Source organism: Klebsiella sp. CN_Kp113, from assembly GCF_040064585.1.
Lineage (GTDB): Bacteria > Pseudomonadota > Gammaproteobacteria > Enterobacterales > Enterobacteriaceae > Klebsiella > Klebsiella michiganensis.
This window is the reverse complement of sequence record NZ_JBEAID010000033.1, coordinates 80,176-94,226: the sequence shown is the minus strand read 5'-3', so window position 1 is coordinate 94,226 and position 14,051 is coordinate 80,176. Positions and strand designations below refer to the sequence as shown.

The following is a 14,051-nucleotide window of genomic DNA, read 5'->3' as shown; positions in this document are numbered from 1 at the left end:
ATCATGTCTAAGACATCGGCAGTATCGCCAGAACAGGCTAAACAAATCGAGGCTGTATTGCGTCAGCGTAGCGAGGTTGCAGCAGATGCCTGGAAGCTAAACCTACAACTTGCATTGCGTATCAGCGACCTATTGTCGGTTAGGTATGATGATGTACAAGGGAAATTTCTCAGGCTCAAGGAGGGGAAGACGGGCAAACAGCGCGAGTTAGTCCTGAACACTGAGGCGCTAAAGGTGCTCAAGCGTCGCCGGAAACTGAATCCAGAGGATGTTTTTGTATTCCAGTCAAAATCCAATCGCGTGAAAGGGCAGGAGCCTAAACCAGTATCACGTGTATTTGTAGCTCAAGCCATAAAGGAGGCATCACAGGGGATTGTAGAGCCGGGGATTAGTGTCGCTACCCATTCAGCAAGAAAAACTCGCGCAAGAGCGCTATTGAAGGCTGGAACGCCTGTCGAAGTCATCTCACGGATGCTAAACCACAGCAGCCCGGCGGTTACTATGACCTACTTAGATATCACGCAGGATGAGGTTAATCTCACCTATCAGATGGTGATCTAAGTTCCTCACAGATAACGCAAGATAATTGTTAACTATATGTTGCATGTCTCCGCAAAACAGGACTGAGGTCAGCCCCTGCGCTTATGATGATTGCGCGGCATCACCCGCTTAATTAGTTCTACCGATGAAGAAATCAGCACTCGATCAAATTTTCATTTTTTTTTCTGATTTATTGACATCTTCTCCAGGCCTTATGCGGCGCGGGTTGGATGATTATTAACCTTCTGAAACCTCAATTTAACGTTAAAATCAACCCTTGTACTCAAGAGATTCCTTAATAGAATATTGCTTATGTAGTAGGTAGTCATGTTGATGCCACTACATGTAGTACCATTGCCTAAATTGCAGGCATAAAAAAACCGGGTTCATTTTCACAAACCCGGCTTGCATTGCATGACCAATAGGAGTCGCCAAACTCGTATGAATCTGTGCCTTGCCTTCATTTCTGACGGCTTGATTGTGCCAGGCAAAGAGGATCATGTAAACCCTAAAATAAACGCTCATAAGGAGCATTGCATGACCATTTGTAAACAGTCACACCGTTACAACACGCTTTTCATCAGCTTACCTCACGATCAAGGTGGCGAGGGCCGCCACAAATGTTGTGGATGCGCTTACGATCAGGGGTATCGAGCAGGCCTGGCTCGTACAGGGCAGCCCTGGGTTGATTTGGCGGCTCTTCCTGATAGTCAGGCGGGAACTGTTCGTCATAAAAGTCCTCAAGCCGCATTTGCTGAAGGTTACCGTAACGGTGTGCGTGATTCATACCTCATTGCGATGTAAAAGAAATAACTCTGAAACGAAGGGGAGATTCTCCTTCATTTCATGGTTATTAACATTCCTTGCTATTTGAAAGGTGCCATATGAATCATACTGTTATTCAAGGACATAATCGTCCTCAAAAAGAAGTCAGTGGGAATGAAATAATACATGGATTGTATCAAGGTGCTGTAAACGTGGTAAATGGTGAACTAACTATTGCTGGTATGCTGCAAGGCTCCTTACATGTTTCCACAGGAAGTAAGGTTATAATTATCGGTACACATCAGGGGTCAATAAGCGTTGAAAGCGGAGCATTAGTGATCGTTGAAGGTGGCCTCCAAGGCTCATCTCATGTGCATCGTAATGCAACGATAATCGTTGAACCTACTGGCCATTTACTTGGCTCTCTTAATAATCAAGGCACATTAGTTGTGCGCGGTATGATTGGTGGAGAAAGGAGTGGTCATGGTACGATTACTTTTGAAGGGCAGGGTTATATAATGCAGCCCCGGATAGAGAATGGTACCCACTATTACGATGTATAGTTTTATTCAGGCTGGGGGAGGTCCCCAGCCTTTTAAAGATATCGTTAAATGACCCCAAGTATCAATTGGAAAACTATATAAATCTCCTAGCCTCCAGGAGTATTTTCAACTCAGCCTCTTCTGCCTTCTTCCGTTCTAACCAGACTTTGCCCTCTGGTGTTACCAGAAACTTACGAGCATGGATTTTGCGATTGTTGCCGCTGATTTGTTCATGATATGGCTACGTGATGCATAGGAATGATACGAGGGGGCGTAATGCCCCCTTGCTTGTTAAGGAACTGGCACTACAGCAATAACAGAGAATCCAGCTACCGCCGTTGTCCCTGGTTTTGGGGAGCTAAGTCTTGCAGTATCTCTTCTTACTGCATCGTATATTTCATCTTGTGTTGGTTCGTTGTCAGATTGAAGTAACACTTCTTCCGATCTGGTTTCGTTACCGTCTCTGTGTTCGTAAGTGATTTTATACGTAACGCTCATCTTTTTTTCTCCGACTAGTATGTTCTTAAGTTTAAACAATAGCAGCCATAAAGCCCCGTTGGTGATACAGAAACAAGCGGAGCGTAGCGACGTCATCAGATTGTCAGAGTGATCACACTTATCAGGATAACCGTGTACCGTTAGGAGCGTGGCTGAAACGCTGATAGAGCTTGCATCTGGTTTGCAAGTACCAATATCACCATAAACCTGTTTATCCCTCAGTGAGGGGCATCGGGCTTAAATGCGTGTGATCAATCTGTTTCGGGATGGTTTAGAGACGTTGGCAGCGTCATTAGCTTCGAGTTGATAGCGGTTCGTGTAGACTGTTCACGCTTTGTACCTGTTCGAGCTTTACAACTACAGGCCGCTACGTGCTAACATCCCTGAATAGCCACTGTTAACCATAGCGGCAACTGTTGGTCATAGAATCCCTTAAAAGAAGATCGTAACTTGAGAAAGAAACACTCTTTAAGTGGTTGTTTTTAATGGATTTTGTTGTGTGAGTGCCGATAATAGGAGTCGAACCTACGACCTTCGCATTACGAATGCGCTGCTCTACCAACTGAGCTATATCGGCCCTGCAAGACGTGCTGACGAGCGTAAGCACGGGATAGAAGGTTAAAACTAAGTGGGTGATGCGTCAATGCCCTTGCGAATCAAACGGCTACTTTTGCATCACCCAATTAGCATTAAGCACGAATGGTATCGTCGCCGAAACCAATCCACTTATAGGTCGTCAGGGCTTCCAGGCCCATCGGGCCACGCGCGTGCAGCTTCTGGGTGCTGACCGCCACTTCCGCGCCGAGGCCAAACTGGCCGCCGTCGGTAAAGCGGGTAGAGGCGTTGACGTACACCGCCGAGGAATCCACCTCGTTGATAAAGCGGTTCGCGTTGCCCAGGGTGCGCGTCAGGATGGCGTCGGAATGCTGGGTGCCGTGCTCGCGAATATGCGCTACCGCTTCATCCTGATCGGCCACCACCTTCACGTTCAGATCCAGCGACAGATACTCATTGTCATACTGCTCCGCTTTCACCGGCTCTACGCTGGCCGGGCCGTTTTGCAGCGCGGGCAGGGAGGCCGCATCGGCGTGCAGGCTGACGCCGCTTTCCGCCATCTGCTTGCTCAGCGCGGGCAGGAAGCGTTCGGCGATATCCTGATGCACCAGCAGCGTTTCGACCGAGTTACAGGCGCTCGGGCGCTGCACTTTGGCGTTAACGATAACCTTCAGCGCTTCGGCCACGTCGGCGGAGTGGTCGATATAAATATGGCAGACGCCGATACCGCCGGTGATCACCGGGATCGTCGACTGCTCGCGGCACAGCTTATGCAAACCTGCGCCGCCGCGCGGGATCAGCATATCGATATACTTATCCATCTTGAGCATCTCGCCGACCAGCGCGCGATCCGGGCTCTCAATCGCCTGCACGGTGGCCGCCGGTAAGCCGCACTCCTGCAGCGCCTGCTGAATCACTTTCACCGTGGCGGCGTTGGTGCGCCAGGTCTCTTTACCGCCGCGCAGAATCGCCGCGTTGCCGGTTTTCAGGCACAAAGAGGCGACGTCGACGGTCACGTTCGGACGGGCTTCATAAATTACGCCCACCACGCCCAGCGGCACGCGGCGACGCTCAATGCGCAGGCCGCTGTCCAGCAGGCCGCCGTCGATCACCTGACCGACCGGGTCCGCCAGGCTGCAGACCTGACGAACATCGTTAGCAATCCCGCTCAGGCGCGCCGGGTTGAGCGCCAGGCGGTCAAGCAGCGCTTCGCTCAAACCGTTGGCGCGCGCTTCCGCCAGATCCTCAGCGTTAGCCCGCAGGATCGCGTCGGTCTGCGCTTCAAGATAGTCGGCAATCTTTTCCAGCACCCGGTTCTTTTCGCGGCTGGAAAGCTGCGCGAGTTTGTACGAGGCCGCTTTGGCAGCAATGCCCATTTGTTCCAGCATTTTCAGCTCCTTAACGGATAATCATGTCGTCACGGTGGACGGCGACCGGGCCGTATTCATAGCCCAGAATGGCATCGATCTGCTGCGAGTGCTGCCCGGCGATGCGGCGCAGCGCATCGCTGTTATAGCGGCTGACGCCGTGGGCGATATCGCGGCCTTCAAGGCTGCGAATGCGGATCACTTCGCCGCGCGAGAAGTTGCCGGTGATGGTTTTAATCCCTTTCGGCAGCAGGGAGCTGCCGCGTTCGAGAATTGCCTGGGTCGCGCCGGCGTCCACGGTAATTTCGCCCGCCGGCGGCGCGCCGAAAATCCAGCGCTTACGGTTTTCCAGCGGCGACTCCTGGGCGTGGAAGCGGGTCCCGACGGAGATTCGCTCCATCACGTCGCCAATCACCCCCGGACGGCTACCGGCGGCGATGATGGTATCGATGCCCGCGCGGCAGGCGACGTCGGCGGCCTGCAGCTTGGTGCCCATACCGCCGGTACCTAAACCGGACACGCTATCGCCCGCGACGGCGCGCAGGGCGTCATCGATGCCGTAAACGTCTTTAATCAGCTCGGCCTGCGGGTTGTTGCGCGGGTCGGCGGTAAACAGGCCCTGCTGATCGGTCAGCAGCAGCAGTTTATCGGCGCCGGCGAGGATTGCCGCCAGCGCCGAAAGATTATCGTTATCGCCGACTTTAATTTCAGCGGTCGCCACGGCGTCATTTTCATTAATGACCGGCACGATATTGTTATCCAGCAGCGCGCGCAGGGTATCGCGGGCGTTGAGAAAACGCTCGCGGTCTTCCATATCGGCGCGGGTCAGCAGCATCTGGCCGACGTGAATACCATAAATAGAAAACAGCTGTTCCCACAGCTGGATAAGACGGCTCTGGCCGACCGCCGCCAGCAGCTGTTTCGACGCAATGGTCGCGGGCAGTTCCGGGTAGCCGAGGTGCTCACGTCCGGCGGCGATCGCCCCGGAGGTGACTATCACAATTCGATGACCCATCGCGTGCAGCTGCGCGCACTGGCGCACTAATTCAACGATATGGGCGCGGTTCAGGCGGCGGGATCCGCCCGTTAAAACACTGGTGCCCAGTTTTACCACCAGCGTCTGGCTATCACTCATGATTCTCTGCCGTTCAAAAAGGAGTTTCGATATCGAGTTGATGTTGTAACAGGAGTCAGCCCGCTTGCCAACACCTGGCGTGGTGGACGAACCACTTCATTGCGCGGATCGGGCATTCTGGCGGGGAAGTGTGACATATTCATGACGGAAATAATTTAATACCCTTTTTTAGAAAAAGTTCCATATTGTCATAAATTTTTAATATTAGAGCGTTAAAAAACCTGCAGTTTTTGACGGGGCTTCCGCCCGGAATTGATTAGCGCGTATAAATAAATCACCAGGACTGAATAATGAAAAAGAGCTCACTGGCATTAATGATGATGGGTCTTATTGCTTCTTCGGCTACGCAGGCGGCAGAAGTTTATAATAAAAACGGCAATAAACTGGACGTCTACGGCAAAGTCAAAGCGATGCACTATATGAGCGACTATGACAGCAAAGATGGCGACCAGACCTACGTTCGTTTCGGCATCAAAGGCGAAACGCAGATTAACGACGATCTGACCGGCTACGGCCGCTGGGAATCGGAGTTCTCCGGCAACAAAACTGAAAGCGACTCTTCGCAGAAAACGCGTCTGGCGTTCGCCGGCGTGAAAGTCAAAAACTACGGTTCATTTGACTATGGTCGTAACCTCGGCGCGCTGTACGACGTCGAAGCCTGGACCGATATGTTCCCGGAATTCGGCGGCGACTCTTCCGCGCAGACCGATAACTTTATGACCAAACGCGCCAGCGGCCTGGCAACCTACCGCAATACCGACTTCTTCGGCGTGGTGGATGGCCTGGATCTGACCCTGCAATATCAGGGTAAAAACGAAGGCCGTGAAGCCAAGAAACAGAACGGCGACGGCTTCGGTACCGCCTTAAGCTACGACTTCGGCGGCAGCGACTTCGCCGTCAGCGCGGCCTACACCAGCTCCGATCGCACGAACGATCAGAACCTGCTGGCCCGCGGCACGGGTAAAAAAGCGGAAGCCTGGGCGACCGGCCTGAAATATGACGCCAATAATATCTACCTGGCGACCATGTACTCCGAAACCCGCAAAATGACGCCAATCAGCGGCGGTTTTGCCAATAAAGCGCAGAACTTTGAAGCCGTGGCGCAGTACCAGTTCGATTTCGGCCTGCGTCCGTCCCTGGGCTACGTGCTGTCAAAAGGCAAGGATATTGAGGGCGTGGGGAGCGAAGACCTGGTCAACTACATTGACGTTGGCGTGACCTATTACTTCAACAAAAACATGAACGCCTTTGTGGATTACAAAATCAACCAGCTGAAGAGCGATAATAAGCTCGGGATCAACGATGACGATATCGTCGCTGTCGGTATGACCTACCAGTTCTAAGCCGTCGCCGGTAAAAAACAATAAAGCCGCCGTGGTGACAGGGCGGCTTTATTCTTGCTGATTAACGGTTTTTCGCCAGATGCAGATTATCGTTATTCATCGTGATCTGCGCGTTATATTCCTTCGGCAGGCGGCGCGCCTGATAAAATACCGATTGCCAGTACGGATTATCCAGCGAAGAGCGCATCACGCCCTGGCTGGTGGAGGCATGAAGGAAATTACGGTCGGTATCATAGAAGCCGACGTGCATGCCGCCTTTAATACGGAAGAAAACCAAATCTCCCGGCCGCAGCTGCCGCGGGCTCACGCGTTCTCCCATATGCAGCAGTTCGCGGGTGGTGATGCGCTCCATCGGCAGGTTGAAGCGATCTTTGAGCGTACGCCAGACAAACCCGGAGCAGTCGACCCCGCTTTGCTCCGTCCCGCCCCATTCGTAGGGCGTTCCCTCCCAGGTATGCATCTGATCGTGCAGCGCGGCGATCACCGGGATCAGATCGTCAGAACCTCCGTCGATGGTCGCGTGGCTACTCTGGGCGGCGGTTTTATGCGGTTTCGATGAGGATGAACATCCTGCCAAAAGCAAAAAAGGAACAAATAATAGCGCGTGAGAGAGTCTGGGCTTCATATCATTGTTTTTCGTCACTGAAAACGGGCCGTGATATTTTATAGCCGATTCGCTACGGCCTCAGAATGACCAAAAGCAAAATTTACGAAACCTTACGTAAATAATATAGGTTGGATACGCGGTGAACATCGGCGGCCTTTATTTTCGCCGGGACCGTCTCATCTTCCATTAATAAATTTTTTCTCTGTGAAACAATATTTCACAAATATCCGCGTGTCGCGCGTCTGTTCCGTTTCAGCGCAAGGTGAAAGATCCTCATCATCCCGCCATTGCGCCGCCAGGCTGCCCTCCAGTACTTTTGTAGACTAAAAGAGAGAGTGGGGCGGGCTAATGCATCTGGATTTTCGCCAACTGCGCAACTTTGTCGCGTTAGTTGAATACGGCAGTTTTAATCGCGCGGCGGAGGCGGTGTGCCTGTCGCAGTCGGCGTTCAGCCGCAGCATTCAGGCGCTGGAGCAGAGCGTCGGTCATCCGTTATTCGATCGCCAGAGCAAGCTACCGACGCTCACCCTGCACGGGCAAAAGCTGCTGCCCTACGCCCGCCGCTTTCAGGAGCTGAACGTGGAGCTCAGCAGCCAGCTGCGCGAAGCGGACGATGCGCAAAACGGCGAGGTCGCTTTTGGCTGCGGCCCGGCCCCTGCCGCAAGGCTGATTCCGGCCGCCGTCGGCGAGTTTCATCGCCTTTTGCCGCAGGCGAGGGTGCGCTTTCAGATTGATAACTGGCTGGCGCTGCATCAGGCGCTGACCTCTCAGCTCTACCCTTTTGTGGTCGCCGACAGCTGGCAGGCCGAGCTCGACCCGCAGCTGCGCGTGCAGCCGCTCAGCCCGCAGCGCTGCTTTTTCGTCTGCCATGCCGATCATCCGCTGGCCAAACAGGGGCCGGTCTCTATCCAGGCGATGCTGCGCTACCCCTTTGCCGCCCCCTATCTGCCGCCGGGCGTGCGCAAGGTGCTGGCGACCCTCAGCCAGCAGCAGGACTTTACCCCGGCGATTCAGTGCGATCATATCTACGCGCTACTTGCCACCCTCGCGCAGACCAACGCGATTAGCTTCGCCAGCGAGGACGGCTTCGCGCTATGCCAGCACAGCCATCGTCTGGTTAAGCTGGAGCTCAGCGATCTGCCTGAGGAGTGGCGGCTGATGCAGACCCGGTTTGCCATTATCTCTCCGGTTCACGCGGCCCAGCCGCCGCTGGTGGAGAAGCTGATTGAGATTATCCTTCATACCGATCGTCAGCATCAGCTTCAGCTGCTGGCGCAGGAGGAGAGGGGTTAACCGGCGTTTTTCGCCTGGCCTTTGGCATCGTACTGCGGCCAGCGGTTTTCCAGCCCCTGGGCTTTCAGCGCCTGCTCGACAAACTGGCCGTCTACCCACTGGCTGACGTCAAAAGCGCTGCGGATTAGCCGCCCGGATTTAGCCTGTTCGACGCTATTGCTAAAGCTGTCGGTCAGGAACGGATCGATACGCGGCGAGGTGGTAAAGTTCAGATCCTGCGGCTGCAGCTCTTCGAGAAACAGCGCCTGCGGGATCTGGCTCTGCTGCGCCATCTCGGCGGACCAGGCGTCGCGATTGGCCGGGTCGCTGATTTCCGCGGCGTTCTTCACCAACACGTTAACGATCTGCTGGGTCGCCTGCGGCCAGGCGTCTATAAACGTCTGCGTGCCGAGGAACCCGGCCTGAGTGGTGTTCTGGCGGCCGGAGTCACCGCTTTTGACGACCACATCAATCTTATCGCCGCGCAGCGCCAGCAGCGAAACGCCGCCCCACACCGCATCGACGCGACCGGCCGCCAGCGCCGCTTTGCCGGCGTTCCAGTCAAGGTTGATCGTCTGCAAACTGCGCTCATTGAGGCCGACGGTTTGCAGCGCCCGGTCAAAGGCCAGCTGGTCCGCCGTGCCGCGATATACCGCGACCCGTTTGCCTTTCAGATCGGCCAGCGTTTTAATCCCCGAGGCTTTGGTTACCGCGAGCCAGGATTCCGAGCCGCGGCTGCCCAGCAGCAGGCGCGTCGGCAGCCCGTTGGCTTTACCGATGATCGCCGCCAGATCGCCGAGGTAGACAAAATCCAGCTGGCGGTTGGCTAAGGCTTCATTTACCGCCGGGCCCGCGCCTTTGAAAAACTGCCACTGCACTTCCACGCCCTGCGGCTTAAACACCTCTTCCAGCTGATGGCGGATAAACGCCATGCCGACCGGCCCCTCAATAAAGGGTTTACTGCCCGCGCTCTGGTCCGGTACGCCGATGCGAATGGTACGCAGCGCTTCGGCCTGCGCGCTGGCCGCCAGGCCGATAACCGCCACCAGCGCCAGCACGGTGCGGCTAAAAAATGCTTTCATCATAACGTGTTGCTCTCCTGAGTTTTTTCTCACCCTAAAGAGCCAACGGGCTGCGTGTTAAATGCTTTTATTCGCCAAGCTTGGGTGAAAAAAAGCTAAATCAAACGCCGCGCGCCCGGCAGGCTGAAATGCATTCGATGCATCGGGATTATTCGCCTTACGCAATGGCGGCGAAGGAGAAGTCACGTTTTGATAGCGGCATAACTTGCCGAAAAGTGGACCGATATGTCGCAGATGATCTTAAGAACCGATGCCCCAGGCAGGCCGGGCTTCAGGCTTAACGGCTGGCCGTGGCTGCTGCCTGCGTTACTGCTGCTGCTGTGGGTCATCGCCGCCCGCGAACGATGGATGCCGGAGCAAATTTTGCCCGCGCCGTCGGTGGTTGCCGATACCGCGCTATCGCTGCTGAGCGGGGATCTGCTGGCGCAATGGGGATTCAGCCTTCAGCATCTGGCGCTTGGCCTGCTGCTGGGCGCCATTGCTGGGACGCTGCTCGGCGCGCTGTTCGGCCTGGTGCCGGCCGCCGCGCAGCGGGTTGAACCGCTGTTCTACGCGCTGGCGCAAATCCCGACGCTCGGCTGGATCCCGCTGTTTATGGTGCTGTTCGGGATTGATAACGGCCTCAAGCTGGCGGTTATCATCAAAACCACCGTAGTGCCGATGACCATTAACACGCAGCAGGCGGTGGCCGGCGTGCCGCAGGCCCTGAGCGAAGCCGCAAAGGTGATGAACTTTTCCCGCTGGCAGCGGCTGCGCTGGCTGGTGATCCCCGCAAGCCTGCCGGGCTGGTTTACCGGCCTGCGTCTGGCGCTGTCCCAGGCCTGGGTGTCGCTTATCGTCGTCGAACTGCTGGCTTCTTCGGAAGGCATTGGCTACCTGATGGTCTGGGGTCGCCAGCTGTTTCAGCTGGATATCGTCTTCGTCACCATTGCGGTGGTTGGCCTGAGCGGCATGCTGATGGAGTGGGCGGCGAACCGCGCCTGTGCTCGTCTGGTGTTCTGGCCGCAGCCTGCCGCCGGACGCCTGGCGTGGAAACCGCAGGCCAGCTGGCGGGCGCTGCAGCTGCCGCTGGTCCTGCTGGCGCTGTGGCAGCTGGCAAGCTCGTGGGGCTGGATCGATGGCGCGCTGTTCTCTTCGCCGCTGGCGGTGGCGACGCGTTTTATTCAGGGCGCCCTGAGTGGGGAGCTGACCGCGGCGATGCTCGCAAGCCTCGGGCGAGCCTTTGTCGGCGGCGCGCTGGGGATTGCGGGGGGCCTGCTCTGCGGACTGCTGCTGGCGCTGCGCCCGCGCGCCGGGCAAATCTTCACGCCCACGCTCAACGTGCTGCGCCATATCGCCCTGTTTGCCTGGCTGCCGCTGCTGACCGCATGGGTGGGCAACGATAACGGCGGCAAAATCGTGTTTATCGCGCTGGCGTCGTTCTTTCCGATGTTCTTCAGCACCCTGCAGGCCGTGCTTCAGCGTAACCCGCAGCTCGACGAAGTCGCCAGGGTACTGCGCCTGGGCGAGTTAGCGCGCCTGCGCAGGGTTATTCTTCCCGGCGCGGCGCCGGGGATCTTCGCCGGTCTGCGGCTGGCGCTGATTTACGCCTGGCTTGGCAATATCGGCGCGGAATATTTCATGTCCTCCGGCGTCGGCATCGGCAGCCTGATGATCAATGCCCAGCAGCTGCTGGATATGCCCACCATTCTCTGCGGCATGGTGCTGGTCGGTATCACCGGCGCGGCGCTGGATAAAGCCGGACGTTTACTGGAAATGCGCGCCACCCGCTGGCGTCAACAGGAGCAGCTATGACCTCTTCAACCCTGGTCTCTTTTCGCCACGTGCGTAAATCCTGGCAACAGGTGACGGCGCTACAGAATTTCAGCCTGGATATCGCCGCCGGTGAACTGGTGGCGCTGGTGGGCAGCAGCGGCTGCGGTAAATCGACGCTGCTGCGGATGCTGGTAGGCCTTGAATCAGCGACCCAGGGCGATATTTGCATTAATGGCGAGCCGGTCACCGGCGTGGGCAAAGAGCGCGGCATTGTGTTTCAGGAGCCGCGCCTGTTTCCCTGGCTTAACGTGCTCGACAACGTGATGCTCGGCCTGGCGGATGAAAAGCTCAGCCGGGCGGCGAAGCGCCAGCGGGCGCTGGAAATGCTGGAGCGCGTGCAGCTCAGCGAATTCGTCAACGCGCTGCCCGCGCAGCTCTCCGGCGGCATGGCCCAGCGGGTGGCCATTGCCCGCGGCCTGGTGGCCCGTCCGCAGATCCTGATGCTCGACGAGCCTTTCGGCGCGCTGGATGCCCTGACGCGCCACACCCTGCAGCAGGAACTTTTACAGATCCACCAGCGCGCGGGAACCACCACGCTGCTGGTGACGCACGATGTGGAAGAAGCCGTCGCCCTGGCCGATCGCGTCGTCGTGCTTTCGCCGCGTCCGGGGCGGATACGGGAAGTGGTAAGCCTGGCGCTGCCCCATCCGCGCCAGCGCGATGATGCCGCGTTTATCGCAGCCTGCCGCCAGATTCGCAACCTGATTACTTCTGCCTGATTCTATTATTTAAGGAGCAACATATGGGACATCCTTCCGTCTACCCGACCGGCGCCACCCTCTACGATCCGCAGCGCGCCTGGAGCGGCTATACCCTTTTCCAGGCCACCGAACACGGCGCGGTGCTGGTGGACATGAACGGCCACGTGGTGCGCGAATGGCCTGAACTGCACGGGTTTCCCAATAAAATCCTGCCCGGCGGCGCAATCCTTGGCCACAGCGGCGAGCGCGACCCGCGCTACGGCATGCAGGATATGCTCGATCTGATCCAGGTGGACTGGGAAGGCAACGTCACCTGGAAATTCGACCGCTACGAGCAGGTGAGCGATCCCGGCAACGCCACGCGCTGGATGGCGCGCGCGCATCATGACTATCAGCGGGCGGGCAACCCGGTGGGCTATTACGCACCGGGGCTGGAGCCGCAGGTGGATGGCGGCAATACCCTGATCCTCGCCCACACCAATCTGGTGAATGAAGCGATCTCCGACAAGCTGCTGCTGGACGACACCATCATTGAAGTCGACTGGCAGGGTAACGTGGTGTGGGAGTGGCGCTGCAGCGACCATTTTCACGAGCTGGGCTTCGACGATGCGGCGCGCACCGCGCTCTACAACAATCCGAATATGCGCGCCAGCGGCGGCGGAATGGGCGACTGGATGCATATCAACTCGATGTCGGCGCTGGGGCCGAATAAGTGGTACGACGCCGGCGATACGCGTTTTCATCCCGACAACATTATCTGGGACGCCCGCGAATCCAACATTATTGCCATTATCGACAAACAGAGCGGCAAGATCGTCTGGCAGCTGGGCCCGGACTACAGCAAACCGGAGCTGAAACATATCGGCTGGATCATCGGCCAGCACCATGCGCATATGATCCCGCAGGGGCTGCCGGGCGCGGGTAATATCCTGATTTTCGATAACGGCGGCTGGGCCGGATACGGCGCGCCGAATCCGGCGTCGGCGGACGGGGTGAAAAACGCCTGGCGCGATTATTCACGGATCCTGGAGATCAACCCGCTGACCCTCGATATCGAATGGCGCTACTCGCCCTATGAAGCGGATCTGCCGCAGCCAACCGATTCGTACCGCTTTTACAGTCCCTACATCAGCAATATGCAGCGCCTGGAAAACGGCAATACCCTGATTAACGAAGGATCGAACGGGCGCATTTTCGAAGTGACCCGCGACCACGAAATTGTCTGGGAATATATTTCGCCGTTCTGGGGCAAGACCCTGAACAACAATATGGTCTATCGCGCCTACCGCATTCCCTACGGCTGGATCCCGCAGCTGGCGCAGCCGCAGGAGACGCCGATTGCGGCGGTGGACGTGCGTACTCTGCGCCAGCCCGGCGCGGCGGCGGCCGGTCCGGCGCAGAGCGTGGTGCGGGTGGCGGGCGTACAGCCGTACAGTAAAAGCGCTGATGCGCTGTGCGTGGCGACCGATAACGATACCCTGCGCCGCAGTCCGAAGCTGTTCCGCGTCGCGGAAAGCGCGTTCACGCCGATAAGCGCGGCGGGCGAGCTGGAGAGCGAACGGCCCGTGCTGCTGTTCGTCGGCGCGGAACGCTGCGTGCACTGCCGCAAGCTCTGGCAGCTGCTGGCGCATGAAAAGCTCAGCCCGCGGCTTGCTCAGCTGGATACGCGCTATCTGGATGCCGACCGGCATCAGGATCTGGCGAGCGACCTCGGCGTGCGCGGCCTGCCGACGCTGCTGCTGATTAAACCGGGGCAGCCAGCATCCCGCGCGCCTGCTCAGCTCTCGGTGGACGCGCTGCTCGACTGGCTGCATCGCGCAGCCGGGTAA

At 57.1% G+C, this 14,051-nt stretch carries 12 protein-coding genes and 1 tRNA gene; 8 read left to right on the top strand and 5 right to left on the bottom strand.

Features of this window, described 5'->3' with window-relative positions:
* Positions 1 to 3 precede the first annotated feature (3 nt).
* The 3 genes from ABLV30_RS21740 (at position 4) to ABLV30_RS21730 (ending at position 1,868) form a co-directional block, all read left to right on the top strand.
* Positions 4 to 561, top strand: a complete 558-nt coding sequence (locus ABLV30_RS21740; protein WP_348865661.1) for a tyrosine-type recombinase/integrase — start codon at positions 4 to 6, stop codon at positions 559 to 561.
* 516 nt (positions 562 to 1,077) lie between these two features.
* Entirely contained in the window at positions 1,078 to 1,344 is a 267-nt protein-coding gene (locus ABLV30_RS21735; protein ID WP_348865660.1) for a hypothetical protein, read from the top strand.
* A gap of 80 nt (positions 1,345 to 1,424) precedes the next feature.
* The gene (locus ABLV30_RS21730) at positions 1,425 to 1,868 is read left to right on the top strand and encodes a hypothetical protein (RefSeq protein WP_348865659.1); all 444 of its coding nucleotides are present in this window, start codon (positions 1,425 to 1,427) and stop codon (positions 1,866 to 1,868) included.
* A 981-nt stretch (positions 1,869 to 2,849) separates the two neighbouring features.
* Here the strand turns inward: ABLV30_RS21730 and ABLV30_RS21725 are convergent.
* From ABLV30_RS21725 to proB, 3 genes are all read right to left on the bottom strand, one after another.
* Positions 2,850 to 2,922, bottom strand: a tRNA-Thr gene (locus ABLV30_RS21725).
* A gap of 112 nt (positions 2,923 to 3,034) precedes the next feature.
* Positions 3,035 to 4,288, bottom strand: a complete 1,254-nt coding sequence (proA, locus tag ABLV30_RS21720) for a glutamate-5-semialdehyde dehydrogenase (RefSeq protein WP_014228088.1) — start codon at positions 4,286 to 4,288, stop codon at positions 3,035 to 3,037.
* Between the two features lie 10 nt (positions 4,289 to 4,298).
* Entirely contained in the window at positions 4,299 to 5,402 is a 1,104-nt protein-coding gene (gene proB / locus ABLV30_RS21715; RefSeq protein WP_265800672.1) for a glutamate 5-kinase, read from the bottom strand.
* Positions 5,403 to 5,692: 290 nt separating this feature from the next.
* Here proB and phoE point away from each other — a divergent pair, with 290 nt between their 5' ends.
* Positions 5,693 to 6,745, top strand: a complete 1,053-nt coding sequence (gene phoE, locus ABLV30_RS21710) for a phosphoporin PhoE (protein ID WP_004129421.1) — start codon at positions 5,693 to 5,695, stop codon at positions 6,743 to 6,745.
* A gap of 61 nt (positions 6,746 to 6,806) precedes the next feature.
* Here the strand turns inward: phoE and ABLV30_RS21705 are convergent, their stop codons facing one another.
* Positions 6,807 to 7,370 carry an NlpC/P60 family protein gene (locus tag ABLV30_RS21705; RefSeq protein WP_025107227.1) on the bottom strand — a complete coding sequence of 188 codons (564 nt, stop codon included), beginning with the start codon at positions 7,368 to 7,370 and terminating at the stop codon, positions 6,807 to 6,809.
* 330 nt (positions 7,371 to 7,700) lie between these two features.
* Between ABLV30_RS21705 and ABLV30_RS21700 the strand changes: the two genes are divergently transcribed.
* Positions 7,701 to 8,645 carry a LysR family transcriptional regulator gene (locus ABLV30_RS21700; RefSeq protein WP_048261336.1) on the top strand — a complete coding sequence of 315 codons (945 nt, stop codon included), beginning with the start codon at positions 7,701 to 7,703 and terminating at the stop codon, positions 8,643 to 8,645.
* On the opposite strand, the gene ABLV30_RS21695 is transcribed toward ABLV30_RS21700, so the two are convergent.
* On the bottom strand, positions 8,642 to 9,709 hold the full coding sequence (locus tag ABLV30_RS21695; RefSeq protein WP_265800669.1) for an ABC transporter substrate-binding protein: 1,068 nt from the start codon (positions 9,707 to 9,709) through the stop codon (positions 8,642 to 8,644). The genes ABLV30_RS21700 and ABLV30_RS21695 overlap by 4 nt on opposite strands.
* 222 nt (positions 9,710 to 9,931) lie before the next feature.
* Here ABLV30_RS21695 and ABLV30_RS21690 point away from each other — a divergent pair, with 222 nt between their 5' ends.
* The 3 genes from ABLV30_RS21690 to ABLV30_RS21680 are packed head-to-tail and all read left to right on the top strand — an operon-like array spanning position 9,932 to position 14,051.
* The gene (locus ABLV30_RS21690) at positions 9,932 to 11,500 is read left to right on the top strand and encodes an ABC transporter permease (RefSeq protein ID WP_064358633.1); all 1,569 of its coding nucleotides are present in this window, start codon (positions 9,932 to 9,934) and stop codon (positions 11,498 to 11,500) included.
* Positions 11,497 to 12,240: an ABC transporter ATP-binding protein gene (locus tag ABLV30_RS21685; protein WP_032718975.1), complete on the top strand. Its 744-nt coding sequence runs from the start codon at positions 11,497 to 11,499 to the stop codon at positions 12,238 to 12,240. Before ABLV30_RS21690 ends, ABLV30_RS21685 begins: the two co-directional genes overlap by 4 nt.
* Positions 12,241 to 12,263: 23 nt before the next feature.
* Positions 12,264 to 14,051: an aryl-sulfate sulfotransferase gene (locus ABLV30_RS21680; protein ID WP_163586121.1), complete on the top strand. Its 1,788-nt coding sequence runs from the start codon at positions 12,264 to 12,266 to the stop codon at positions 14,049 to 14,051.

Bases quoted from the DNA above. Each gene is read 5' to 3' on its own strand.
- phoE (WP_004129421.1), top strand. From the start codon at position 5,693: ATGAAAAAGAGCTCACTGGCATTAATGATGATGGGTCTTATTGCTTCT.
- ABLV30_RS21685 (WP_032718975.1), top strand. From the start codon at position 11,497: ATGACCTCTTCAACCCTGGTCTCTTTTCGCCACGTGCGTAAATCCTGG.
- ABLV30_RS21690 (WP_064358633.1), top strand. From the start codon at position 9,932: ATGTCGCAGATGATCTTAAGAACCGATGCCCCAGGCAGGCCGGGCTTC.
- ABLV30_RS21700 (WP_048261336.1), top strand. From the start codon at position 7,701: ATGCATCTGGATTTTCGCCAACTGCGCAACTTTGTCGCGTTAGTTGAA.
- proA (WP_014228088.1), bottom strand. From the start codon at position 4,288: ATGCTGGAACAAATGGGCATTGCTGCCAAAGCGGCCTCGTACAAACTC.
- ABLV30_RS21740 (WP_348865661.1), top strand. From the start codon at position 4: ATGTCTAAGACATCGGCAGTATCGCCAGAACAGGCTAAACAAATCGAG.
- ABLV30_RS21680 (WP_163586121.1), top strand. From the start codon at position 12,264: ATGGGACATCCTTCCGTCTACCCGACCGGCGCCACCCTCTACGATCCG.
- ABLV30_RS21735 (WP_348865660.1), top strand. From the start codon at position 1,078: ATGACCATTTGTAAACAGTCACACCGTTACAACACGCTTTTCATCAGC.
- ABLV30_RS21705 (WP_025107227.1), bottom strand. From the start codon at position 7,370: ATGAAGCCCAGACTCTCTCACGCGCTATTATTTGTTCCTTTTTTGCTT.
- ABLV30_RS21730 (WP_348865659.1), top strand. From the start codon at position 1,425: ATGAATCATACTGTTATTCAAGGACATAATCGTCCTCAAAAAGAAGTC.
- ABLV30_RS21695 (WP_265800669.1), bottom strand. From the start codon at position 9,709: ATGATGAAAGCATTTTTTAGCCGCACCGTGCTGGCGCTGGTGGCGGTT.
- proB (WP_265800672.1), bottom strand. From the start codon at position 5,402: ATGAGTGATAGCCAGACGCTGGTGGTAAAACTGGGCACCAGTGTTTTA.